21 protein-coding genes are annotated in these 22,389 nt (G+C 60.1%); 4 read left to right on the top strand and 17 right to left on the bottom strand.

Annotated features, from left to right (window positions below):
- Positions 1 to 3: 3 nt before the first annotated feature.
- From N2599_RS24055 to N2599_RS24040, 4 genes are read right to left on the bottom strand one after another with little or no spacing between them, the layout of a single operon-like run.
- Complete coding sequence (locus tag N2599_RS24055) at positions 4 to 1,107, bottom strand: ABC transporter ATP-binding protein (protein WP_027512551.1); 1,104 nt, start codon at positions 1,105 to 1,107, stop codon at positions 4 to 6.
- 2 nt (positions 1,108 to 1,109) lie between these two features.
- On the bottom strand, positions 1,110 to 2,027 hold the full coding sequence (locus N2599_RS24050) for a carbohydrate ABC transporter permease (RefSeq protein WP_027512550.1): 918 nt from the start codon (positions 2,025 to 2,027) through the stop codon (positions 1,110 to 1,112).
- Between the two features lie 3 nt (positions 2,028 to 2,030).
- Complete coding sequence (locus N2599_RS24045; protein WP_027512549.1) at positions 2,031 to 2,921, bottom strand: carbohydrate ABC transporter permease; 891 nt, start codon at positions 2,919 to 2,921, stop codon at positions 2,031 to 2,033.
- A gap of 60 nt (positions 2,922 to 2,981) precedes the next feature.
- Positions 2,982 to 4,289, bottom strand: a complete 1,308-nt coding sequence (locus tag N2599_RS24040) for an extracellular solute-binding protein (protein ID WP_027512548.1) — start codon at positions 4,287 to 4,289, stop codon at positions 2,982 to 2,984.
- A gap of 213 nt (positions 4,290 to 4,502) precedes the next feature.
- On the opposite strand from N2599_RS24040, the gene N2599_RS24035 reads away from it, so the two are divergent.
- Positions 4,503 to 5,657: an ROK family transcriptional regulator gene (locus N2599_RS24035; RefSeq protein WP_027512547.1), complete on the top strand. Its 1,155-nt coding sequence runs from the start codon at positions 4,503 to 4,505 to the stop codon at positions 5,655 to 5,657.
- A gap of 159 nt (positions 5,658 to 5,816) precedes the next feature.
- Positions 5,817 to 6,812, top strand: a complete 996-nt coding sequence (locus N2599_RS24030) for a substrate-binding domain-containing protein (protein WP_027512546.1) — start codon at positions 5,817 to 5,819, stop codon at positions 6,810 to 6,812.
- A 54-nt stretch (positions 6,813 to 6,866) separates the two neighbouring features.
- Here N2599_RS24030 and N2599_RS24025 read toward each other — a convergent pair whose 3' ends face one another.
- From N2599_RS24025 to N2599_RS23985, 9 genes are all read right to left on the bottom strand, one after another.
- Complete coding sequence (locus N2599_RS24025) at positions 6,867 to 8,132, bottom strand: ABC transporter substrate-binding protein (protein ID WP_027512545.1); 1,266 nt, start codon at positions 8,130 to 8,132, stop codon at positions 6,867 to 6,869.
- A gap of 26 nt (positions 8,133 to 8,158) precedes the next feature.
- The gene (locus N2599_RS24020; RefSeq protein WP_027512544.1) at positions 8,159 to 8,995 is read right to left on the bottom strand and encodes a carbohydrate ABC transporter permease; all 837 of its coding nucleotides are present in this window, start codon (positions 8,993 to 8,995) and stop codon (positions 8,159 to 8,161) included.
- A complete protein-coding gene (locus N2599_RS24015; RefSeq protein ID WP_027512543.1) occupies positions 8,992 to 9,915 on the bottom strand; it encodes a carbohydrate ABC transporter permease in 924 nt (307 codons plus the stop codon). The genes N2599_RS24020 and N2599_RS24015 overlap by 4 nt, the downstream gene beginning before the upstream one ends.
- A complete protein-coding gene (locus tag N2599_RS24010; protein ID WP_027512542.1) occupies positions 9,908 to 11,071 on the bottom strand; it encodes an ABC transporter ATP-binding protein in 1,164 nt (387 codons plus the stop codon). The genes N2599_RS24015 and N2599_RS24010 overlap by 8 nt, the downstream gene beginning before the upstream one ends.
- The gene (locus tag N2599_RS24005) at positions 11,068 to 11,898 is read right to left on the bottom strand and encodes a metallophosphoesterase family protein (protein WP_027512541.1); all 831 of its coding nucleotides are present in this window, start codon (positions 11,896 to 11,898) and stop codon (positions 11,068 to 11,070) included. The genes N2599_RS24010 and N2599_RS24005 overlap by 4 nt, the downstream gene beginning before the upstream one ends.
- A gap of 209 nt (positions 11,899 to 12,107) precedes the next feature.
- Entirely contained in the window at positions 12,108 to 12,950 is an 843-nt protein-coding gene (locus tag N2599_RS24000; protein WP_027512540.1) for a metal ABC transporter permease, read from the bottom strand.
- The gene (gene sitC / locus N2599_RS23995) at positions 12,947 to 13,804 is read right to left on the bottom strand and encodes an iron/manganese ABC transporter permease subunit SitC (protein WP_027512539.1); all 858 of its coding nucleotides are present in this window, start codon (positions 13,802 to 13,804) and stop codon (positions 12,947 to 12,949) included. Before sitC ends, N2599_RS24000 begins: the two co-directional genes overlap by 4 nt.
- Positions 13,804 to 14,700: a manganese/iron ABC transporter ATP-binding protein gene (locus N2599_RS23990; RefSeq protein WP_027512538.1), complete on the bottom strand. Its 897-nt coding sequence runs from the start codon at positions 14,698 to 14,700 to the stop codon at positions 13,804 to 13,806. The genes sitC and N2599_RS23990 overlap by 1 nt, the downstream gene beginning before the upstream one ends.
- Positions 14,697 to 15,614, bottom strand: coding sequence for a metal ABC transporter substrate-binding protein (locus N2599_RS23985; RefSeq protein ID WP_027512537.1), 918 nt, complete (start codon positions 15,612 to 15,614; stop codon positions 14,697 to 14,699). Before N2599_RS23985 ends, N2599_RS23990 begins: the two co-directional genes overlap by 4 nt.
- A gap of 235 nt (positions 15,615 to 15,849) precedes the next feature.
- On the opposite strand from N2599_RS23985, the gene N2599_RS23980 reads away from it, so the two are divergent.
- Entirely contained in the window at positions 15,850 to 16,716 is an 867-nt protein-coding gene (locus N2599_RS23980) for an alpha/beta fold hydrolase (RefSeq protein WP_027512536.1), read from the top strand.
- A 111-nt stretch (positions 16,717 to 16,827) separates the two neighbouring features.
- Here the strand turns inward: N2599_RS23980 and minE are convergent, their stop codons facing one another.
- From minE to minC, 3 genes are read right to left on the bottom strand one after another with little or no spacing between them, the layout of a single operon-like run.
- A complete protein-coding gene (gene minE, locus N2599_RS23975) occupies positions 16,828 to 17,088 on the bottom strand; it encodes a cell division topological specificity factor MinE (protein WP_027512535.1) in 261 nt (86 codons plus the stop codon).
- Positions 17,085 to 17,900: a septum site-determining protein MinD gene (gene minD / locus N2599_RS23970; protein ID WP_027512534.1), complete on the bottom strand. Its 816-nt coding sequence runs from the start codon at positions 17,898 to 17,900 to the stop codon at positions 17,085 to 17,087. Before minD ends, minE begins: the two co-directional genes overlap by 4 nt.
- A gap of 32 nt (positions 17,901 to 17,932) precedes the next feature.
- Positions 17,933 to 18,655, bottom strand: coding sequence for a septum site-determining protein MinC (gene minC / locus N2599_RS23965; RefSeq protein ID WP_027512533.1), 723 nt, complete (start codon positions 18,653 to 18,655; stop codon positions 17,933 to 17,935).
- A gap of 231 nt (positions 18,656 to 18,886) precedes the next feature.
- On the opposite strand from minC, the gene N2599_RS23960 reads away from it, so the two are divergent.
- Complete coding sequence (locus N2599_RS23960; protein ID WP_027512532.1) at positions 18,887 to 21,448, top strand: FAD-dependent oxidoreductase; 2,562 nt, start codon at positions 18,887 to 18,889, stop codon at positions 21,446 to 21,448.
- A gap of 28 nt (positions 21,449 to 21,476) precedes the next feature.
- Here the strand turns inward: N2599_RS23960 and N2599_RS23955 are convergent, their stop codons facing one another.
- A complete protein-coding gene (locus N2599_RS23955) occupies positions 21,477 to 22,307 on the bottom strand; it encodes an endonuclease/exonuclease/phosphatase family protein (RefSeq protein ID WP_027512531.1) in 831 nt (276 codons plus the stop codon).
- Positions 22,308 to 22,389 lie beyond the last annotated feature (82 nt).

Here is a 22,389-nt window from a genome sequence, read left to right as displayed (position 1 = left end):
TCATTAAGCGCCGAGGGCATCGGCCATGACCCGGCCTGTCTCCGCATCAAAGAGATGCAGCCGGGAAGGAGGGAAATTCAGGGAGAGCTCAGGCTGGTCGGCAGTGTCGACGCCGAAGGGCGTCGCAACGCGGATCACCGATCCGGCCAGATCGGCCGCCAGTACAGAATGGGAGCCGAGGTCTTCGCGAAAACGCAGCATTGCCTTGAGTATCCGTCCGGCGCCGTTGCCGTTGGTGACGATGTCTTCAGGACGAATGCCAAGCTGAAAACTGCCGGTCAAAGGGGTTTCGGCCACGACTTGCCCGTCGGCTAGGCACAATGCGGAACCGTCGGCGGTGACCGGCAGGATGTTCATTGGCGGAGCGCCGATGAATCTCGCGACAAAGACCGAGGCCGGATGATGGTAGATAGCCTTCGGCGTATCGAATTGTTCGATGCGGCCCCTGTTGAGGATCAGGATGCGGTCGGCGAGCGTCATCGCTTCCATCTGGTCGTGCGTGACGAAAACGGTGGTAGCCCCAATACGCCGATGCAGCTCGGCAAGTTCGACGCGCATATCGTGTCTGAGTTGCGCATCGAGGTTTGAAAGCGGTTCATCGAAGAGCAGTACGCCGGGCTCGCGTACGATGGCACGGCCGATTGCGACGCGCTGGCGCTGGCCACCGGATAGTTGCCCCGGCTTCCGACTGAGACAGTCGGAAAGGCCGAGCATCTTCGCGACCCCCGCCACCCGCTCGGCACGCTCCACCTTCGCCAGGCCTGCGACTTTCAGGCTATAGGCCATGTTCTCGAACACCGTCATATGCGGATAGAGCGCGTAGTTCTGAAAAACCATGGCGCAGCCGCGCTGCTTCGGCTCGAGGTCCTGAACTTCCCGGCCGCCGATGACGATCTTCCCGGCGCTTACCCGTTCAAGCCCGGCGATCATCTGCAGAAGCGTGGATTTGCCGCAGCCCGAAGGGCCGAGCACGACGGTGAATTCACCTGCCTTGAGTTCCACATCTATCGGCGGAATAACGATGGTCTGCGGGTCATAAGCTTTGGTGACGCCTGCGAGATTGATATCGGCAGCTGCGGCGCGGATGGCCGTATCGATGGCGTTCATCGCTATTTCTCCGAAAGGACGAGGCCCTGAACGAGATAGCGTTGCAACAGCGCGATCATCACCAGGGGAATGATGGAAACGATCACGGCACCGGCCATGACCATCGGAAAGTCGGGCACGGTGCCTTCGGCGTCCGGGACAAGCCGGGCGAGCCCCACGACTGCAGTCTGCATATCAGGTGTCGATGCACCGACGAGCGGCCACAGATATTGCGTCCAGCCGCTGAGGAAGGTCAGCACGAAAAGTGCGGCAAAGCTGGTGCGTGAGAGAGGCAGGATGATATCGAAAAGAAAACGGATCGGGCCTGCACCGTCCATGCGTGCAGCCTTGAACAGATCCGCAGGCAGCGTGCGGAAGAACTGCCGGAAGAGGAAGGTTCCTGTGCCATGCGCAACGAGTGGCGCAATCAAACCAAAATGTGTGTTGAGCACGCTCCATTCGAGATGAAGAGGAACTCCGGCGATTTGTGCGATCAGATCGTTGAGACCGGTGACATCAAGCAGTGCGTTGAGCGGAGAAAAGACGTTCGATGCCACCTGATAGGTGGTGATGACACGGATTTCCAGCGGCAGCATGATCGTGGCAAGGATCAGCGCGAAGGCAACACCCGCCCATCGGACGCGGAAATAAACGAGCGCGTAGGCAGAGAGAACCGACAGGATGCAGGTCGCCGCAGCATTGCCGAGCGCCACCAGAAAGCTGTTGAGCATCTGGACAGGGATTCGGGTCTCAGTGAAGACGCGCGCCATATTGGCCACAAGCTGGTCGCCCGGATACCAGGCAAGTCCGTTACGCAGCATGAATTCGTAAGAATGCGAGGCTGTGGTAAGCGTCAGATAGAGCGGCCCCAAGATATAGGCCATGCCGATCAACAGGATAAGGCCCGTAGCGAAATTGAGGGAACGCGCGTTTTCGACCATGGTTCACCGCTCATAGTTGATGCGCCGGCCGAGGAATAGGAACTGGGCGGCAGTGAGGATAATGACGAAGACCATCAGGATCGCAGTCTGTGTCGAGGCGCCGGAAAGATCGTATCCGCTGAAGCCGTCGACATAGATCTTGTAGACGAGCAGTGTCGTCGCTCCGCCCGGACCGCCATCGGTGATTGTATCGATGAGTGCGAAGGCCGAAGTCACGCTTTCGGTGAATTCCAGAACCAGCGTCAGGAAAAGCTGCGGCATGATGAGAGGCAGTTGCACATCGAAGATGCGCCGCCAGGGCCCTGCCCCGTCCATCGCTGCGGCCTGGTGCATGGTGCGCGGGATCGATTGCAATCCCGCCAGGATGATGACGAAATTGAACGGGATGCCGCCCCAAACATGCGCGGCGACAAGCGTAATGAAGGCATCCGTACCATCGATGCCCGGCGCCCAGATGCCGGGAAAGGAATTGTTGAGCGGCGCGAGCACGCCGACGAACGGATTGAATATGAAGGCGAAAACCACGCCGATCGAAGCTCCGGCAACGCCCTTCGGCCAAACCAGCACGTTGCGGGCCGGAAGTGACATGTGGATTTTCCGGTCGGCGGCAACCGCCAGGATCAATGGAACCGCGACGGCCAATGACGAGGCGGTCACCATGAAAATGATGGTGCGCCAAGCTGCCTCCCAGAATTCCGAATCGGAAAGCACCCGGGCAAAATTCTCCCAGCCAACGAATATCGAGCCGCCGCCAAAAGGCTGTTCCAAGAAAAAGGACCAGTAGAAGGCCTGGAAGACCGGTGCGTAGAAGAATACGGCGATCAGCAGCATGAAAGGCGCCACCAGGAGCACCGGCAGCCAGCGATTGCTGAAAAGATTGGAATCCGAGGACATGGGGAAAGCCCGCAATGATGAGGACAGGCACGGCCGACTGCCGTGGCGGCGATGGCCGGATCAGGGCAGTTTTACGCCCTTGTAAGTCTTCTCAAAGCGGCGCAGCAGTTCATCGCCGCGAGCCTTGGCACGATCAAGTGCGGCCTGCATGGTCTGCTCGCCGGCAAAGGCCTTTTGTGTTTCTTCCATGAAGACCTCGCGGAACTGCACATAAAAGCCAAGGCGGATGCCGCGACTGTCCTCAGTGCGCGGTTGGTTCATCGATTTAATGCCGATCGCGGCGGTCGCATATTTGGTGGAGTTGCCCTCGCCGCTCTTGGCGATGGCATCAAGCACGTCGTTGGTGACAGGCACATATCCGGTTGCCGCGGTGAGGGCCATCTGCTGCTCGGGCTGGCGAAGGAAGTCGAGGAAGGCCTTGGCGCCATCGACCTCCGATTGGTCGCGACCTTTCATGACATAGATCGAAGCGCCGCCGACCAGCGTGTTGTGGCGCTCGTAGCCCTGATACATCGGCGCCATGCCGACAGTGATTTCGTATTTGCCTTCGAAGGCCTTGGCGGAGGCGGCATAGGAGCCGGAGGAGCCTTCCATCATGGCGCACTCGCCGGCGTTGAAGGCTGCCGTATAGTTACCGGCCTTGGTATCGGCGTTGAGCTTGACCAGGCCTTCCTTGCGCCATTCAACCAGATTGGTGAGGTGCTTGGCGGCAAAGGTTGTGTTGAGGACATATTCTGCGTCGAGGCCATCGTAGCCGTTATGCTTCGAAGCGATCGGCAGACCATGGCGTGCGGAGAACTGCTCCAGTACGCGCCAGGTGTCGCCGTCGGTGACGAAAGGGCAGGCATGTCCTGCGGCCTTCAGCTTGCGCGCGGCGTCGATGACCTCTTCCCAGGTGGTCGGGATCTTGGCGATGCCGGCTTTCTCGAGCTCCGTCTTGTTGGTGTAGAAGAGTAGCGTCGAGGCATTGTAGGGCTGCGAGAAGAGCTTGCCTCCGGAGGTTTCGTAATAGGCGCGGGCGCCAGCGATATAGCTGTTCCACTTGACGTCCGGAAGAATGTCCTGGACCGGAACGACGGCATCCGACAGCATCAGGTCGAGCGTTCCGGCATCGAAGAACTGGATCAGCACCGGATAGTTATGGGACCGGTAGGCGGCGATCGCTTTCTGCATCGAGACTTCGTAGCTACCCTGGCCGACACAGGTGACATGATGCTTGCTTTGAGCGGCATTGAACGCGTCGCACTCGGCCTTGATGGCAGTTTCGACATTGCCCGTGTTGCCGTACCAGAATTCTATGTCGGCCGCCTGCACTGCATGCGCAACCGTCATCAAGGCGGTCGCAGCCGCCAGAGTGGAAATCTTCATAGTCGCCCTCACCTGCCTTGGAAAATTCGGCCGAATTCGACCTGGAACCGTGAACACGTCTATTTCTACACTTAAAGTGTAACAATTGAATGACGGTCTGAGCTGCTTGCCGTCGCCAAACTTTCCCGGTATTCAGGACAGAAAGCTCAATGCGACGTTGCAAGTGACGATAATTATTACACTTCCACAGTAATTGCCGAACCGGTGCATGAGATGCCCTATTTCCCCGAAGCGCTGATTGCCCCCAAATTTCTAAGGGCTACGACGGAAGGTGTCGTCTCACCCAACGAGCGCAATCTTTTGCGGCTTATCTGGCGCCATCCCGGGCTGTCGCGGTCGGAAGTGACGGCTCATACCGACCTCACCCAGCAATCGGTATACCGCATCATCGACCAGCTGGCGGAACGCGGCATCGTCGGCTTCGGATCTCCGAAACCTGGCGTCGGCCGTGGTCAGCCGAGCCCCACGCTGAGGCTCGAAGGCCGCTATGCCTATTCATGCGGGATATCCGTCAACACCGACGTCATCGGCCTTTGCCTGATGGATTTGGCAGGCAACATCCTGGCCGAGAGCAGCGTGACTTTGCGCGAGCAAACGATGGCGCAGTCGCTCGATCTGGTCCGTGAGCGGCTTGCCGAGCAGCAGAAACTCAAGGGGCTGTTGCCGGATGGTTTCTTCGGCATCGGTTTTGCCATTGCAGGCTACGACGTGGGCGGAACCCGCTATAATGCCCCGCTGCCGCTGCACGAATGGTCGCTGATCGAACTTGGGCCGCTGCTTGCCGAATTCTTCGGTAAGCCGGTTTGGGTACACAATGGCGCCAATACCGGTGCCGTCGCCGAATCGATGTTCGGCGTCGGTCGCTACATCAAGCACTTCGCCTATCTGAGCTTCAACTACGGCTTCGGAGGCGGATTGATCAGCGACGGAGAACTGCTGCTGGGTGGAAACGGCAATGCTGGGGAGTTCTCTGGTATATACGATACCGAAGAAAGCCAGCGCCGGCCGGCTCTGCAGTTGCTGATCGAGAGACTCAACCGCAACGGCATCGATGTTCCTTCCATCACTTACATGCGCAAGAATTTCAACCCGCGATGGCCGGGCGTCGTCGAATGGGTGGATGAGATTACTCCAGCCTACAACCGTCTTGTCAACGCAATATGGGCGATCTTCGACCCACAGGCGATCGTCTTTGGCGGACAAGTCCCCTCCGGCCTGGCCCAGATGATGATCGATCGGACCGAGATGTTTGGCCGCCCGCGCTATGGTGTGGATCGTCCACGTCCGAAGCTCATCATCTCCAAGATCAGCAGCGACGCATCGGCGATGGGAGCCGCGATTGCGCCCTTCCGGTCGACCTTTTACTAGCTGATAGCGATCTGACGGACGACTGACCGAGACGGCGCAGGTACGGCACACCGTCGTCTGTCTCGATGAAACTCAAGCTCCCCTTCGGCGCGCTTTCAGATCAGTGTCATTAAACTTGCCTATGGAATTTCCGATGAAATCATTTTGATGAGGTAGGTTATGGCCACGCTGCAACAGGTTGCTTTCCGGGCAGGGTGTTCGCTTGCAACTGCCAGCCGGGTCCTGAACCGCAACGGGCCGGTCAGCGATGGAATGGTGCGCAAGGTGCGCCGCGCAGCAGCAGAGCTCGGCTATCGGCCGGCGGGACTTGCCGCGGGGAAGCTCGGACGCAGACCGGTTGTCGGCGTACTTATACCGAGCATTACCAACCCGGTTTTTGCATCATCGCTTTCCGGCATTCAAAATCGCATGTTGGTCGCCGGACACGGTGTTCTGATCGCCCAATCGAATTATGATCCAGCGCGCGAGGCCGATGCCGTTGCATCTCTTCTGAATGACCGTCCAACTGGCCTGATCCTCACCGTCTGCGATCCATTGACGAGTGCAGCACTTCTGCCGTCCCTGCCGCCGACGGTTCTCCTCAATAACATGCCGACGCAACGATTTCCCGCCGCCGTCACAGCCGACAACCGCAGCGCCGGCTGTGAGCTCACCGCCTTCCTGATCGCCATGGGGCACCGGCGCATTCTCTTTGTTTCCGGAGATTTCACCGCTTCCGACAGGGCAAGATCTCGCTATGACGGTCACGTTGACGCCATGAACGAAAGCGGGCTGGCGCCGCTACGTGCAGTGCAGATCCCGTTCGTCAGCGGCTATGAGCAGCTTGACCTCAGCCAGGCGATGGCCACGTTTTCGCCGACAGCGATCATCGCCTCCAATGATCTTCTCGCCTTCGGTGTCATCAGCGCGCTTCGGCGCGAGGGCTTCTCGGTACCCCACGACATTTCCGTCGCCGGTTTCGACGGCATCGCCATCGGCCGGCTAATGGACCCGCCGCTGACGACGATCGAAATGCCGGATGCAAGCATGGGGGCGACGGCCGCCTCGCTGCTCCTCGACATGGCCGAGAACGCCGCCCCTGCCCGCCATCTCGATGTTGCCTACACGTTGCGTAAGGGCGGAACCGTGCGCGATCTAACAAAAGATCCGTCATAGAAAAAGCCGCCGCATTTCGCGATGCGGCGGCTTCGAAGCGTTGAAGGCGGCGGCTTAGCTGCGCGGCAGCATGCCTTGAACCTCGTCGGCTGCGTCGTCGAGCGCGTCCTTCGGCTCGGCAGAGCCGTCGACGATGCGCGAAAGGTTGTCGACGATCGTCTGTGTGACCTTCACGCCGTTGGTGCCCGGGAAGGCATACCAGGGCACCATCACCGGCATCTGGCTCAAGCCCGCCCGGAAGAGCGGGTTCTGCTTGTAGAAGTCGCCGAGATATTCGGCCGACTTGGCCGCAAGTTCGTTGTTGGGAACATAACCCGTGCCAGGAACGACGACGGAAGCCCCATAGGGGCCGGCGGCGAACTTGGCGAACGTCCAGGCTGCGTCCTGCTTTGCTTCATCCTGTGTGAGGATAACGACGGCGTTGCCGCCCGTCGGTAGGCGCCCGTTGACCGGATCGATCAGCGGGATCTTGGCCGTGCGCAGATCGAACTTGCTGCCGACATTCTTGATCGTGTTGCGCAACGCGCCGGTCGTCTGGAACTCAAAACCGACCTTGCCGGCGGCAAAGGCCTGTTCGCCGGCAGCCTTGGTGAAGACCGGCATGCCGCCTTCCGTGACCATACGATGCAGCGTCTCGACGGCTCTCTGGCCTTCTGGACCGTTGAAGGCCACCTTGCTCTCGTCTTCGTTCAGCATCTTGCCGCCGGCGCCGAAAAGCAGAGCCGAGAACATCCAGTCGTCGCCCTGCCAGCGGAAATCGATGCCGTCAACGCCGTTGCCAAGCGCCTTGATCTTGCCACCGAGCGCAATGACTTCGTCCCAGGTCTTCGGCGGATTATCAGGATCGCCGCCGGCCGCCTTCACGAGATCGGCGTTGTAGTACATGATCGGGTTGGAGGTCGCGAAAGCGAGACCGACTTGCTTGCCGTTGACTTGCGCGAGCTTCAGGATCGTGTCGGAGAAACCCTGCTCAGTCATGTTCCCATCCTTCTGGACGAGCTGGCTCAGATCGACGCCGACCTTGCGCTCATTCAGCATGCGCAGGCGATTGAGGCCGACGAATGTGACATCAGGCATTTCGCTGGTGCCGGCCTGGCGTAGGATCGTCTGGATGCCTTCTTCATAGGTTGCAGACGGGCTTGCGAACTGGATCTTGATATCCGGATTTTCTTCCATGAACTTCTTCGAGATCGTGTCCATCACGTCCTTGAAGAAGCCGGGCATCGGGTAGTGAACCGTCAGCGTCGTTTCGGCATTGGCCGGAAACGAGATTGCCATGGATATAGCCGCTGCGGCGAGAAGCTGGGTGATAGGTTTCATCGCTCGTTCTCCTGGGTTGCAACCGGTCAGCCTTTGAGACCGGTCATGGTGATGCCCTCGACGAAACGCTTCTGCGCAAGCAGGAAGACGGCAACGAGGGGAAGGGTAATGGTGAGCGTCGCCGCCATCAGCGCGCCGTAATCGTCGCCTGCCTCGGCCGCGCGGAAATACATGAGGCCGAGCGGCGGCGTCGCGTAGTCCTGCTTACTAATGACGACCAGCGGCCAAAAGAGATCGTTCCAGTGTGCGACGACCGAGAAGATCGCGAAGGCCGTCACCGCCGGCCAGGCGTTCGGGACGATGACGCGCGCGACGATGCCGACTTCCGACATGCCGTCGAGCCGGGCAGCATGGATGAGATCATCCGGCATGGCGCGGAAGAACTGCAGAAACATGAAGATCGCGAAAACCGAAATCGTAAAGGGCGCAACAAGCGCGGCATAGCTGTTGAGCAGCGAGACCCGGTCGAAGGCGACATAGATCGGCAAGGCGGTCGCATGGATCGGGACCAGAAGGCCGAGCATGACGAGCACCATCATCATCCGTGCGGCGCGGAAGCGGAGTTTCGCCATGGCATAGGCGCAAGGGATCGCGACGAGCACTTGGAAGAAGAAGATCAACCCGCAGACGACGACCCCGTTCCAGAGCAGCATTCCCATCGGCACACGGCTCAGCGCCTTGGTGAAATTCTGCACATAGTTGAAGTGCTCGGGGATCAGCGACAGAGATGAGGTGAAAATATCGCTTTGCGCCTTGCCGGCGGTCGAGATCATGAAGAGGTAGGGCGCCAGGAAGACAATGGCGCCAAGCGAAAGCAACGTCAGGCGGATAATTCTGCCGAGGGAAAGAGCACTCGTTGTCATGTGTAATGCACCCGGCGATCAAGAAGGCGATACTGCAGGAACATCAGCACGACGAGGATCAGGAGAAAAACGACCGTCATCGCCGAGGCATAGCCGACGCGCAGATAGACGAAGCCTTCCTGGTAGATGGTGAAGAGCAGCACCTCCGAGGCCTTGTTCGGACCGCCCTCGGTCAGTGTCTTGACCGTCTCGAAGACCTTCACTGCATTGGTGATGCTAATCGTGACAACAAAGAGCGTCGTCGGGCCGAGCATCGGCCAAGTGACCAGGAAGAAACGGTCGACTGCCGATCTGGCACCGTCCACCTCGGCTGCGGCATAAAGTTCACGCGGGATCGCGGTCAGCCCAGCCAGGAAAAGCACCATATTGAAGCCCGCCGATTGCCAGACGCCGATGATCGACAGGCTGTAAAGCACCGTGCCGGAACTGCCGAGCCAGTTCGGACCGGGAAGCCCGGCAAGTGAAAGCAGCGCGTTGAGCGGCCCGATCGTTGGATGGAACATATATTGCCAGACGGTCGCCATCGCGACGATCAGCGAGGCGACCGGCAGGAAATAGGCAGTACGGAAAAAGCTGCGCGCCGTCGTCTCGCTTTCGATCAGCATGGCAATGGCGAGCCCGAGAAAGATCGAGACCGGCGCGACGATCGCCGCGTAAATCGAGGTGTTCCAAAGCGACTTGCGAAAGGTGCGATCGGTTATCAGGTGCGCGTAATTTTCGAAGCCGACGAAACGAAACTGTCCATAGCCGAGCTCGAAGTCGGTGAAGCCGAGTATGATCACGGCAACGACCGGCAGCAGCACGAAGAAGAAAAGCAGCATGATCGCCGGCAGCGCCAGCATCCAGGCGATGCGGGCTTCGCTGCACCGATGCGCCACAGCCGGATCGCGTGGCATGGCAATGGAGGCGACGCTAGCCATGCGTCTTCTCCCGCTTGGCATCCGCGGCAGCAACGACACTGCCAAGGCGGGGGCCGTCTTCGGCAAAAACCATGGCTCGTTCGGGCAAGAGCTGAAGGCCGACGGGGGCGCCAGTTGCAAGACCGGCGGCCTCCGCAGGCGAAAGCTTGACGATCACCGTCTCGCCGATCGCGTCGAGCCGGCAATGGAGGATGACCTCCGATCCCAGGAATTCGATCCGCTCGATATGTGCGGGAAGCCCGTCATGCCGGCTCTTTGAAATGTGCACAAACTCCGGGCGGATGGCGACGGTGACACGAGCTTTCGGCTGGGTCATGTTTTTAAGCGTCAGGCGAATGCCGCCAAACGTGACGATGCCGGCTTCGGCGATCGCCGGCAGCAGATTGATGCGCGGCTGTCCGACGAAGCGGGCAACCTCGATATGCGCTGGATCGTCGTAGATTGCCTGCGGGCTCGCGAGTTGCAGGAGATTGCCGCCGATCATCACGGCGACACGGTCCGCCATCGAAAGAGCTTCCGCTTGGTCGTGCGTGACGTAGACGGTCGGCACGCCGGCCCGGCGATGCAGCTCGACGATCTCGCCGCGGGCATGGACGCGCAGGTTGGCGTCGAGGTTGGAAAGCGGCTCGTCCATGAGGAAGACGCTTGGGTGGCGTACCATGGCGCGGGCGAGCGCCACGCGTTGACGCTGGCCGCCGGACATCTGACCCGGCTTGCGATCAAGCAGATGGTCGATCTTCAACGATTTCGCCATTTCCTTGGCATCGTGGGCAATGCCTGCGCGGATCGCGCGCTGGCCAGGTATCAACGATCCCACGAACGGTAGACGCTGCACCCGCGAAAGCCTGCGCATCGCAAGCGGCACGGCGATATTTTCCGATGCCGTCAGATGCGGATAGAGCGCATAGGATTGAAAAACCATCGCGATATTGCGGTTGGCCGCCGCCACCGCCGACATCTCGCGCCCGCCGATCAAGATCTCACCCTGATCGGCATAGTCGAGGCCGGCAAGGATGCGCAGCAGCGTGCTCTTGCCGCAGCCGGAGGGACCGACAAGCGCAATGAACTCGCCAGGTCCGGCATCGAGGCTCACGCCCTTGAGGATAAGATTGCCGCCGAAGGACTTCGTGATGCCGCGAAGCGAAAGCGCGCTCATTCGACCGGCTCCTGCGTCTTTGCCGCATGCGGATAGACCTCGTGCACAACCTCGTCGAGCACATGCGCGGTCATGCCGGGAATAGCGACGATGCGGCTTGCGGCATCATCGCCGAGTTCGTGGATAACAGCGCCGATCAGGCGCTCACCTGGCATCTCGCGCTCCATCTTGTCGATGATGAACGCCGCCGAAGGCCCCCACGTCAGCGCTGTCTGTTCGTAGCGGCCCTGCCAGGCCCAATGCAGATGGCCGCTGGCAAAAAGCGCGACGTCATGTGCCGCGATCAGGTCATAAAGCCGGCGGCGCTGGGACGGCTTGACGCTCCAGTAGCCGGTATCGCCCTCATGCGGCTCATCGACGAAAAGCGGTTTGTGCGCGAAAAGCGCGACGCGGCGGCCACCGCGGTCTTCCAACGCCTTCTGGAGCCATTCGAATTGCGCTTCCTCCTCGTCATCCTCGTGGCCGAGCAGCAGCGAATTGAGACCGGCGAAGCGCCAGGAGCCCGCGTCTTCAAGCCATCGGTCCTCGCCGGCCAGCCGCCGCCAGCGCTGAAGCCGTTCGGCATTCACCGGCTGGCGTGAGCCTGGAAGATCGCCGACATCATGATTGCCTGGAACGATGAGCATCGGGACGGAAACCTGACGCATGAGGTCCATCGAAAAGGAGATGTCCTCATCCTTGTCCGCGCCGTCGACGGTAAGGTCCCCGGTATGGATGATCAGATCGGCAGCCGTTTCTTCGATCCATGTCAGCAGCGGCGCCCAATTGCCGTTGAAATGCGGCTTGTTCGGGCTGAAATGGGTATCGGTGATCTGAATAATTTTCATGGGGTGCTTCTCCAAGTCGCCGGAGCGCCGAACGCCCTTCAGAACGACCGTCGCTTCTTCGCGACCTCTGTAGAAGGCTCCCATGTCAAACAGGCAGCGGTGGTTTTCAGCTGTTTTTCAGTTTTGTCATCGATCCGTCATCGAGCGTCGTGTCTTCGACGTGCCGGAAGAGGCCCTGACAGTCGGCACAGGTTCCAATGTGCGAGGATCTATTGCTGTGCCGTCTCGGATCGCTCCGCCCTTCGGACGGTGGCGGCAAAGGCAGCAGCAAACAAGATGGAAAGCAACAACACGATGGTTGGCGCCGGTGCGCTGTCGATGAAGAACGACAGATAGATTCCGGCAGCCGAGGCGATCATGGCGATAACCACCGACAGGACCAGCATCATGCCGAAGCTGCGCGTCAGCAGGAAGGCGATGGCGCCGGGTGCAATGAGCATCGCGATGGCGAGGATGATTCCGACCGCCTTCAGCGCGCCGACAACGGTAAGCGAGATCAGGCAAAGCAATCCGTAGTGCAGCAGGTTAACGCGAAGGCCGACCGCCTTTGCCTGCGCCGGATCGAAGGCATGCAACAGAAAATCCTTCCACTTGATGCAGATGATACCGGCGGTCAAAGTCGCGATCATCGCCGTTTCGCCGATGTCCCGCCAGCCAACGCCGAGCATGTCCCCGAACAATATGTGATCGAGATGCACCTCGGACTGGATCTTCACGTAAAGCACGAGGCCAAGGCCGAACATGCCGGAAAACACGATACCCATCACCGTGTCCTGCTTGATGCGGCTGTTGTCTTTCAGAAAACCAGTAGCAACGGCGCAAAACATGCCGGCGATGAAGGCGCCGAGCGCAAAAGGGAAGCCAACGATGTAGGCGATTACTACGCCGGGAAAAACCGCATGGGAGATGGCATCGCCGAGCAGCGACCAGCCTTTGATCACAAGAAAACAGGAAAGAAGCGCCGTCGGCACCGCCACAAGCATCGAGATGACCAGCGCATTGATCATGAAGCTGAACTGGAAAGGCATGAACAGCGTCTCGAGGATATTCATTGACTGGCCTCCTGTGCTTCGGCCGCCCTGCGACGCGCCGCCAGCATTCCATGTTTGGGCGCAAGGAGGAACGCGGCGAGGAAGAGGAGGGTCTGCAACACGACGATGATGCCGCCGGTCGCGCCATCCAGGAAATAACTCGCATAGGCACCGACGAAGCTGGTCACTGCGCCAATGACCACTGCGATTGCGAGCAGCCGGGGAAAGCGATCTGTCAGCAGATAAGCAGTGGCACCCGGCGTCACCACCATACAGATGACGAGAAAGGCACCCACCGTCTGGAGGGCGGCGACCGTCGATGCCGAAAGCAGCATGAAGAACATGATCTTGAGCGCAGTGGGGTTGAGGCCGATCGAACGTGCATGGCTCTCGTCGAAGAAGGTGACCATCAGGTCCTTCCATTTGACGAGAAGGATAGCGAGCGAGACGAAACCGATAACGGCGAGCTGGAGCGTGTCCTCCGGCGTGATGGCGAGAATGTTGCCGAGCACGATGGTCTGGATGTTCACCGAGGTCGGCGACAGGGACACCATGAAGAGGCCGAGCCCGAAAAAGGAGGAGAAGATCAGGCCGATAATGGCATCCTCCTTCAGCTTGGTGCGTTGGTTGAGGAAGAGCATCGCGGCGGCGGCAAGGCCGCCGGAGAAGAAGGCGCCGATCGAGAAAGGCAAGCCCAGCATGTAGGCGCCGGCAACACCAGGCACGATGGAATGGGAAAGCGCGTCGCCGATGAGTGACCAGCCCTTGAGCATCAGGTAGCAGGATAAAAACGCGCAGACACCGCCCACCAGAGCCGAAACCCACATGGCATTGAGCATATATTCATAGGTAAACGGCTCGGTAAGGAAGACCATTAGCGCCGGCCCCCATTACCCCTTGGCTCGTGCCCGACGGCCCGGCCATCTTGCATCACAAGCGGGCGTTCGTCGTCGGTCATCACATCAATCGGATGTGACCCGCGGTCGTCAGCCTCGGTCAGCATGAAATGGCGCAGCACGCCGCCAAAAGTCTTCTCGAGGTTTGCCGGAGTGAAAGTCTCGGCAGTCGTGCCGTAGGCGAGGACGGTGCCTTTGATGAGAACGGTGCGGTCGCAGAACTCCGGTACCGAGCCGAGATTGTGGGTGGAGACCAGCATGACCCGGCCTTCGTCGCGCAACTCGCGGAGCAGAACGGTAATCTGGTCTTCGGTCTTGACGTCGACGCCGGTGAAGGGCTCATCGAGCAGGATGACGCGGCCGTCCTGCGCCAGCGCGCGAGCCAGGAAGACCCGCTTCTTCTGCCCGCCCGACAACTCGCCGATCTGGCGCGTGCGCAATTCGCTCATGTTGACGCGTGCGAGTGCCGATGACACGGCAGCGTGATCGGCCGCCTTCGGGATGCGCATCATGCCCATGTGGCCGTAGCGGCCCATCATGACAACGTCCTCGACGAGGACTGGAAAGTTCCAATCCACCTCTTCGCTTTGCGGCACATAGGCGACGAGGTTCTTGCGCAGTGCCTCACCGACCGGCATGCCGAGTATCCTTATGTCGCCCCTGGCAAGGCGCACGAAGCCCATAATCGCCTTGAACAGTGTCGATTTGCCGGAGCCGTTGACCCCGACCAACGCCGTAATCGTGCCCGTCGGGATCTGGAAGCTGGCATCGCGAAGGGCAGTATGGCCGTTGCGATAGGTGACGGTCGCACTGCTCACCGCAATGCCCGATCCCGCATCCGCGGGACGGGCAAGCTTTTTAAGCGGCTCATTCATTGCGACAGGCCTTCGACTAGGCCCTTTTCGACCGTGTCGGAGGTTACGCGGAGCAGATCGATATAGGTCGGCACGGGCCCTTCCTCCTCGCTAAGGGAATCGACATAGAGCACGCCACCGTAATGTACGCCGGTTTCGCGTGCGACCTGCCTGGCCGGCTTGTCGGACACCGTGCTCTCGCTGAAGACGGCAGCGATCTCGTTGGCCTCAACGGCATCGATCACCTTGCGGACCTGTTGTGGTGTTCCCTGCTGGTCGGCATTGATAGGCCAGAGATAGAGTTCCTTCAGGCCAAAGTCACGGGCGAGGTAGGAAAAGGCGCCCTCGCTCGACACCAGCCAGCGCTTGTCGTCCGGAATCTGCTCAAGCTTTTCGCGGATCGGCGTGATGGTCGCCTCGATCTTCATTTTATAAGCGGCAGCGTTGGCCTCGTAGGCAGCGGCGTTCGCCGGATCGTGCTTCACGAAGGCATCGCGGATGTTGTCGACATAGATCAGAGCATTCTTCGGCGACATCCAGGCGTGCGGGTTGGGCTTGCCGGAATAAGGCCCTTCGGCAATGCTCATCGGTTCGATGCCTTCGGAAACGACGACGCCCGGAACGTCATGGAGATTAACGAAAAACTTTTCGAACCAGCGCTCAAGATTGAGCCCGTTCCAGAGGATGAGGCGAGCGCCCTGCGCCCTTTGTATGTCACCGGGTGTCGGGGAGTAATTGTGAATCTCCGCACCCGGCTTGGTGATCGATTCCACGATGGCGGCATCACCCGCCACGTTCTTGGCCATGTCTGCAATAACGGTAAAGGTTGTCACCGCCTTGAACTTCTCCGCAGCCGCTGCCGGTCCCATCGCCGCGACCGACACGATTGCTGCCGCTATCAATCCGGCCAATAGGCGCCCTGCCCGTTTTAACATCCTCACGCTCCTTGCTGCGAATGACTTGCATTACAGTCTTAAGGAAAGGAATTTATTTTTGCAAGTGCGACTTATTCGCAATTGCAAAATCCGCGGATCAGGTCACATGGCAAGCATGCAGCGCAGCACCGTAGGCGCCGAAGAATCTTGAGCCGGCCATGTCGGATTGAGCAACGGCCTTTCGTCTTATTGTCGGCGTTGATGAAAACGCATGAGACGAAAGGAGAAACACCCCATGTTCCGCACCGCCCTCATTGCCGCAGTCGGCTTGTTTATCGCAGGATCAGCCTTGGCCGAACCCAAGCCGACAGGCGACCGGGTCGAGGTCAACGGCATGCAGATGTATTATGAAGTGTCCGGAGACGGTGACCCGCTGATCGTGCTGCACGGCGCTTATATGAACATCCCGTCCATGGGCGCGATCATCCCCAAGCTCGCCGAAACCCACAAGGTCTACGCGCTCGAATTCCAGGGCCACGGCCGCACCACCGACATCGACCGCCCCATTACCTATCAAAACCTGGCAGACGACGTCGCGGCCTTCATGGACGCGGTCGGCCTCAAGAAGGCGGATGTGTTCGGATATTCCATGGGTGCGGCCGCTGCGCTGCAAGTCGCCGTCCGCCATCCGGAAAAAGTGAACAAACTTGCAGCAGCCTCCGTTGCCTACGATGCCGAGGGCTGGCAGCCGGCGTTCAGGGCCTTCATCCCGCAAATGACGGTGGAAATGTTTGTCGGCATGCCGTTCGCCGACGACTACCGCAAGCTTGCCGCCAATCCCGACGGCTTCCCTGCCCTGGTCAGGAAACTGATCGCCCTCGAGCACGAGCCGATGGCATGGGAAAAGGACGTGAAGTCGCTGAAGATACCGGTGCTGCTCATCTCCGGCGACGCCGATGTTGCAACCCTAGAACATTCGGTTGCCATGTTCCGGTTGCTCGGCGGCGGCGTCATGGGCGATATGGGCAAGCCCCTTCCTGCCTCTCGTCTTGCCGTCATGCCGGCGACGTCACACACCGCCGTCATCAACCAGTCCGACCTGCTGCATGCCTTCATCGAACCTTTCTTGAAGGGCGAGACGCCGAGGGGGATGTTCGAGTAGGAAACGATTGCCTTGGGCACAATCCTTGCTTACGAAAACCGCCCGGCTCTTGATATCACCGGGCGGCTTCAGGTCTTTACGAGTGCCAGTGAGACGGTTTAGCGGACTGCTTCAAGCCGCCTCTGCAGCTGCTTTCAGCGGGATTTCGACGTCGATTTCCAGGATCGAGACGTGCTCGTTGCGATCCATCTTCACCTGCACCTTATCGGCGTCGAGCTGCACGTGCTTGGCGATGACTTCCAGAATCTCCTCGCGCAGCAGCGACACGAGGTCTGTACCCACCGACGAGCGTTCGTGTGCCAGAAGCACCTGCAGGCGTTCACGCGCCGCGGGTGCGGTTTGCTTTCTGCCGAAAAAACTGAAGATGTTCATGCGGCCCTCCGTCCGAAGATCTTGCCGAAGATGCCTCGCTTTTCGCCCGGAATTGTGATCGGCACATCCTCACCAGCAAGCCGGCGGGCCGCATCGAAATAAGCCATCGCAGGTGCGCTGCGGCTATCGGCGAGTGTCACAGGAGCGCCGATATTGGAGGCGCGCAGAACATCCATGCTTTCGGGAACAATGCCGAGGAGCGGGATGGACAGGATCTCCAAGACGTCGTCGACCTTGAGCATATCGCCCCGTTCCGCCCGGTTGGCGTCGTATCGGGTCAGGAGCAGGTGCTTTTCCATCCGCTCGCCGCGTTCGGCCTTGGCGGTCTTTGCATCCAGCAGGCCGATGATGCGATCTGAATCGCGTACCGACGAGACTTCCGGGTTGGTGACGACGACCGCGACATCGGCGTGGCGCATTGCAAGGGTCGCGCCGCGTTCGATGCCCGCCGGACTATCGCAGATGATCCAGTCGAAGTGGCGCTTCAGATCAGCCATGACCCGTTCAACACCTTCCGGGGTCAAGTTGTCCTTGTCCCGCGTTTGCGACGCCGGCAGCAGAAACAGCGTGTCCAGCCTCTTGTCGCGTATCAGCGCCTGCGAGAGCTTGGCGTCACCCTGTATGACGTTGATCAGGTCGTAGACAACCCTTCGCTCCGCGCCCATCACTAGGTCGAGATTCCGCAGCCCGACATCAAAATCGACGACGACCACTTTCTCGTTTCTCTGTGCCAAGGCCCCTCCCAGCGCGGCGGTCGAGGTTGTCTTGCCAACTCCGCCTTTGCCTGAAGTGACGACGATGACTTTCCCCATCTTGCTCTCCTTTGTCCTAGCCGGCTTTCGGCTCAGATAAGTTTCTCTGCCATGATCGTATCGCCTTCGAGCCAGAGCTGGACGGCTTGCCCACGAAGGTGCGAGGCCATGTCTTCGGCGGTCTTGTAGATGCCATCGATCGCAATCAGCTCGGCCTCAAGCTTTCGGCAGAAGATACGCGCGGACGCATTTCCAACCGACCCTGCCATGACTCGACCCCGCAGCGCCCCATAGATATGGACCGACCCTCCAGCGACGATCTCCGAACCCGAGGCAACCGATCCGATGACTGTGACGTCGCCTTCCGGGAAGATCACCGACTGACCGGAACGCACAGGCTCCCGGATCACGATGGATTGTAGTGCCGAACGAATCTCGGCGGCCGCCGGCTTGTTTTGCAGATCGATAACTGGTTCCGCTTTCGGCAGCTCGAAGTCTGAACCGGGACGACCGCCCTTAAGCGCAGGCGGCATGCCCGGCCCAAGGATTGAAGGGCGCCCGCCCTCGATACCCATGATGCTCACATTGCGTCGCGTCAGTTCCGCGATAAGTTCCTTCAGCTGCGACCTGTCGATCTGCAGGTCCGTGACATCAAGAACGACGGGCCGCCCCAGAAAGAATCCGGCTGAACGGGCTGCGAGATCATCCAGCCTCGCCAGCCAATCATCGAAAGGGAGGTCCGGAGAAAGCATGACCGCGAGGAAGGAGCGGCCCTTGATTCGGATCGAGCGAGCGTCTGTTAGCACTTTGGTCATCTGAGTTAAGAAATCGTTGACCATGTCTATCGCCGACATGGTTAACAAACAGTTAACGCGGCGATCGCGAAGGCCTAGATAACATCGGTCCCCAACGGGGGGATGCCAGCGACGCTGAACCTGAACGAAGGATGCTTTTGGCGGATCGCTACATCTTAATGTCGTGGATCGACTGTAGCTGCAAGATCGCGTGTACTAGATTCGGCGCAACAAAATTCGAGGGTGCATGTGATGGCAGAATTTCCAGACAAGGCGAAAGTCGTAATTATCGGGTTGGGCGGCATTGTCGGCGCGTCGATTGCCCATCACCTGATCGAGCGCGGCTGGGACGATATTGTCGGCATCGACAAGTCGGGCATCCCGACCGATATCGGCTCGACGGCACATGCTTCCGACTTCTGTTATACGACCAGCCACGACTATCTGTCGGTCTGGACGACGCAGTACTCCATCGATTTCTACGAGAAGATGGGACACTACGCCCGCATCGGCGGCCTCGAAGTCGCCCGCACCGGCGACGACACCTGGATGGAGGAGATCAAGCGAAAGCTGAGCTCGGCCAAGGCCTTCGGCACACGCGCCCATTACGTCAGCCCCGCCGAGATCAAGGAAAAGTTCCCGCTGATCGAGGAAGAGATGGTCCAGGGCGGCCTGTTCGATCCCGATGCTGGCCTTGTCATCCCGCGCTCGCAGACGGTTGCCGGCAAGCTGGTCGATGCCGGCGAGAAGGTCGGCAAGCTCAAGGCCTTCGCCAATACGCCGGCCAAGTCGCTGATCGTCGAGAACGGCCGCATCAAGGGCGTCGTCACTCATCGCGGCACGATCATGGCCGATCACGTCATCGTCTGCGCCGGCCTGTGGGGCCGTCTGGTCGCAGAGATGGTCGGCGAGGACCTGCCGGTCATGCCGGTCGACCATCCGCTCACCTTCTTCGGCCCCTACAACGCGTTCGAAGGCACAGGCAAAGAAATCGGCTTCCCGCTTTTGCGCGACCAGGGCAACTCCGCCTATATGCGCGACACCGGCGACCCGAAGACCACCGAGGGCGGCCAGATCGAATGGGGTTACTACGAGCAGACCAGTCCGCGCATGTGCCATCCCCGCGAGCTGCTCGAAAAGCATGAGGCGCGCCTGTCGCCCTCGCAGCGCGACCTCGAAATGGATGAGATTATCGCGCCGCTCGAGCGCGCCATGGAGCTCACCCCGATCCTCGGCGAACTCGGCTATAACGAAAGCCATTCCTTCAACGGCCTGCTGCAGGTTTCCGCCGCCGGCGGCCCGTCCTGCGGCGAGAGCCAGAAGGTGCGCGGCCTCTGGTACTGCGTCGCCATCTGGGTCAAGGATGGTCCCGGCTATGGCAAGCTGATCGCCGACTGGATGACCGACGGCCGCACCGGGATCGACCACGCCAGCATCGACTATTCACGCTTCTACGCGCACCAGCTGACGGAACAGTTCATCGAGGACCGTTGTTTTGAGGCCGCCCAGAAGATCTATTTCCCGGCCGTTCATACGCGCGAGCCCTATGCCACCAGCCGCGACGTCAAGCACTCGCCCTTTTACGAGCGCGAAGTCGAGCTCGGCGGCTATTTCATGGAGCTTGGCGGCTGGGAGCGCGCCCATGGCTACAGAGCCAACGAGCACCTGCTTGAGAAGTACGGCGATCGCGTGCCGGTGCGCGAAAACGAATGGGACGGCCGCCACTTCTGGCGCGTCTCCAATGCCGAGCACCTGGCGATGAGCGAGGATTGCGGCATCGTCAACCTAAGCCACTTCTACATGTTCGACGTCGAAGGGCCTGGTCATGTCGAGCTGATGGAGTGGGTCTGCGCCGCAAAGATCGGCGGCGACGCCAACATCGGCAAGGGCATCTACACGCACTTCCTCGACGACGAGGGCATGGTGCGCGCCGATCTGACGGTCATCCGTATCGCCGACCGCTGCCGTGTGATCGACGGGGCGGACGCAGGCCCGCGCGATTTCCACTACATCAAGCGGATTGCCGAGGATAAGGGCTTCAACGTTACCGTCACCGACGTCTCCGAAAAATACGTCACCATCGGCATCTGGGGGCCGAACGCCCGCGCCACGCTGAAGAAGGTCGTCGCCGATCCGGCGGCCCTCGATCCGGAAAACTTCGCCTTCGCCGCGATCAAGCCGATCGAGATCGACGGCAGGCACGTCACGGCCTTCCGCATCTCCTATGTCGGCGAGCAGGGCTGGGAGCTGCACATGAAGTACGAGGATGGCCTTGCCGTCTGGGATGCGCTGCGCGCGACTGGCGTCATGGCCTTCGGCGTCGAGACCTACGCCAATAGCCGTCGCATGGAAAAGAGCCTGCGCCTGCAGAATGCCGACCTCATCACGCAGTACAATCTTATCGAAGCCGGCCTCGCCCGTCCGAAGGTCAAGGAGGCCGATTTCCGCGGCAAGGCCAGGCATCTCGAATATAAGGCCCGCGAGCACCAGCCGGCGATGCTCTGCACGCTGGTGATGACCGATAACATCGACAGCAAAGGCGTCGCCCGCTATCCGGTCGGCACGCTGCCGGTCATGGATCCGGAAACCGGCGAGACCCTTGTCGACGAGTTCGGCCGCCGCTCCTACACGACGTCGATCGCCTATGGCCCGACAATCGGAAAGAACATCGCGCTCGCCTACCTGCCCTGGTCCCATGCCCAGGAAGGCCGCAAGCTCGTCATCGAATACTTCGGTGAGACTTATCCGGTCGACGTCGCCGCCGTCGGCTACAGGCCGCTCTACGATCCGGAAAATTTGAAACCCCGGAGCTGATATCAAAAATGAGCAGGTGGATGAGGGATCAGGCGGACGCCGTCAGCTCTTCCACCCTCTTCAGGTTGAGAACCGCCTTGATCGGCAAGTGATCGGAGGCGACGCGCGCAAGTGGCGTATCATGCGCCTCGACGTTCGTCAGCACACCTTTCCGGTTCGACATGATGCGGTCGAGCGCCAAGATCGGCAGGCGAGCCGGGAAGCTTGCGACTGCAAGAGGCTGCGCCTCGAAGGCGGATTGAAGCGTGTTAAGCGACGAACGGTCGCCGAGCCGCCATTCGTTGAGGTCGCCGAGCAGGACCGTCGTCACCTCGCTCCGATCCGCCATCAGATCGACCAGCATCTGAGCCTGCCGCGCACGTGAGTGCCGCAGAAGCCCGAAATGGGCGGCAATGATCCGAAGCTCTCCGCCATTTTCCAGTTCGAGTTCCGCAACCAGCGCGCCGCGCGGTTCAAGGCCCGGCAGTTTGATCTGGTGCACGTCGCGTACCAGGCCTTTCTTGAAGAGCACGACATTGCCGTGCCAGCCATGCGCCTTCGACATGCCCGAGACCGGAACCGGAATAAGTGCCGTCTCGCGCTCCAGGCGCGCCAGATCGAGGATGCCTGTCCTCTCCCCGAAGCGCGTGTCGGCCTCCTGCAAGGCAATCACGTCGGCGCCGATCTCGTGGATCACCCGGCTTGTTCGCTCGGGATCGCAACGCCTGTCGGCGCCGACGCATTTATGGACATTGTAGGAGGCGATCAATGTACCTTCCGCCCGGGGCTTTGCAGCCGCAAGCACGGCATCCAACCGCTTTTTGCGGTTACGGATCGACGCGAGAATGTTGGCGGGCAGGCTGTCTTTCCTGGCAAGCATCGGAGTTTACGCGCGCTCCGTTGGTCGAAATCGGCTCTGATTTGGCAGTATAGGCCCACAGGTAAAACTTGCCATGTCCGAT

The organism is Rhizobium sullae (assembly GCF_025200715.1).
GTDB classification, from domain to species: domain Bacteria; phylum Pseudomonadota; class Alphaproteobacteria; order Rhizobiales; family Rhizobiaceae; genus Rhizobium; species Rhizobium sullae.
Note: the sequence above shows the minus strand (reverse complement) of the source record. Positions and strands in the feature narration are given on the sequence as shown.

What these genes read in the sequence shown, in the direction of transcription:
- N2599_RS24025 (WP_027512545.1), bottom strand. Translation starts at nt 8,132, where the DNA reads ATGAAACCTATCACCCAGCTTCTCGCCGCAGCGGCTATATCCATGGCA.
- minE (WP_027512535.1), bottom strand. Translation starts at nt 17,088, where the DNA reads ATGAACATCTTCAGTTTTTTCGGCAGAAAGCAAACCGCACCCGCGGCG.
- sitC (WP_027512539.1), bottom strand. Translation starts at nt 13,804, where the DNA reads ATGGTCTTCCTTACCGAGCCGTTTACCTATGAATATATGCTCAATGCC.
- N2599_RS24030 (WP_027512546.1), top strand. Translation starts at nt 5,817, where the DNA reads ATGGCCACGCTGCAACAGGTTGCTTTCCGGGCAGGGTGTTCGCTTGCA.
- N2599_RS24035 (WP_027512547.1), top strand. Translation starts at nt 4,503, where the DNA reads ATGCCCTATTTCCCCGAAGCGCTGATTGCCCCCAAATTTCTAAGGGCT.
- N2599_RS23990 (WP_027512538.1), bottom strand. Translation starts at nt 14,700, where the DNA reads ATGAATGAGCCGCTTAAAAAGCTTGCCCGTCCCGCGGATGCGGGATCG.
- N2599_RS23955 (WP_027512531.1), bottom strand. Translation starts at nt 22,307, where the DNA reads ATGCTTGCCAGGAAAGACAGCCTGCCCGCCAACATTCTCGCGTCGATC.
- N2599_RS23980 (WP_027512536.1), top strand. Translation starts at nt 15,850, where the DNA reads ATGTTCCGCACCGCCCTCATTGCCGCAGTCGGCTTGTTTATCGCAGGA.
- N2599_RS24050 (WP_027512550.1), bottom strand. Translation starts at nt 2,027, where the DNA reads ATGGTCGAAAACGCGCGTTCCCTCAATTTCGCTACGGGCCTTATCCTG.
- N2599_RS24020 (WP_027512544.1), bottom strand. Translation starts at nt 8,995, where the DNA reads ATGACAACGAGTGCTCTTTCCCTCGGCAGAATTATCCGCCTGACGTTG.
- N2599_RS24040 (WP_027512548.1), bottom strand. Translation starts at nt 4,289, where the DNA reads ATGAAGATTTCCACTCTGGCGGCTGCGACCGCCTTGATGACGGTTGCG.
- minC (WP_027512533.1), bottom strand. Translation starts at nt 18,655, where the DNA reads ATGACCAAAGTGCTAACAGACGCTCGCTCGATCCGAATCAAGGGCCGC.
- N2599_RS24005 (WP_027512541.1), bottom strand. Translation starts at nt 11,898, where the DNA reads ATGAAAATTATTCAGATCACCGATACCCATTTCAGCCCGAACAAGCCG.
- N2599_RS24045 (WP_027512549.1), bottom strand. Translation starts at nt 2,921, where the DNA reads ATGTCCTCGGATTCCAATCTTTTCAGCAATCGCTGGCTGCCGGTGCTC.
- N2599_RS23985 (WP_027512537.1), bottom strand. Translation starts at nt 15,614, where the DNA reads ATGTTAAAACGGGCAGGGCGCCTATTGGCCGGATTGATAGCGGCAGCA.
- N2599_RS24055 (WP_027512551.1), bottom strand. Translation starts at nt 1,107, where the DNA reads ATGAACGCCATCGATACGGCCATCCGCGCCGCAGCTGCCGATATCAAT.
- N2599_RS24010 (WP_027512542.1), bottom strand. Translation starts at nt 11,071, where the DNA reads ATGAGCGCGCTTTCGCTTCGCGGCATCACGAAGTCCTTCGGCGGCAAT.
- N2599_RS24015 (WP_027512543.1), bottom strand. Translation starts at nt 9,915, where the DNA reads ATGGCTAGCGTCGCCTCCATTGCCATGCCACGCGATCCGGCTGTGGCG.
- N2599_RS23960 (WP_027512532.1), top strand. Translation starts at nt 18,887, where the DNA reads ATGGCAGAATTTCCAGACAAGGCGAAAGTCGTAATTATCGGGTTGGGC.
- minD (WP_027512534.1), bottom strand. Translation starts at nt 17,900, where the DNA reads ATGGGGAAAGTCATCGTCGTCACTTCAGGCAAAGGCGGAGTTGGCAAG.
- N2599_RS24000 (WP_027512540.1), bottom strand. Translation starts at nt 12,950, where the DNA reads ATGAATATCCTCGAGACGCTGTTCATGCCTTTCCAGTTCAGCTTCATG.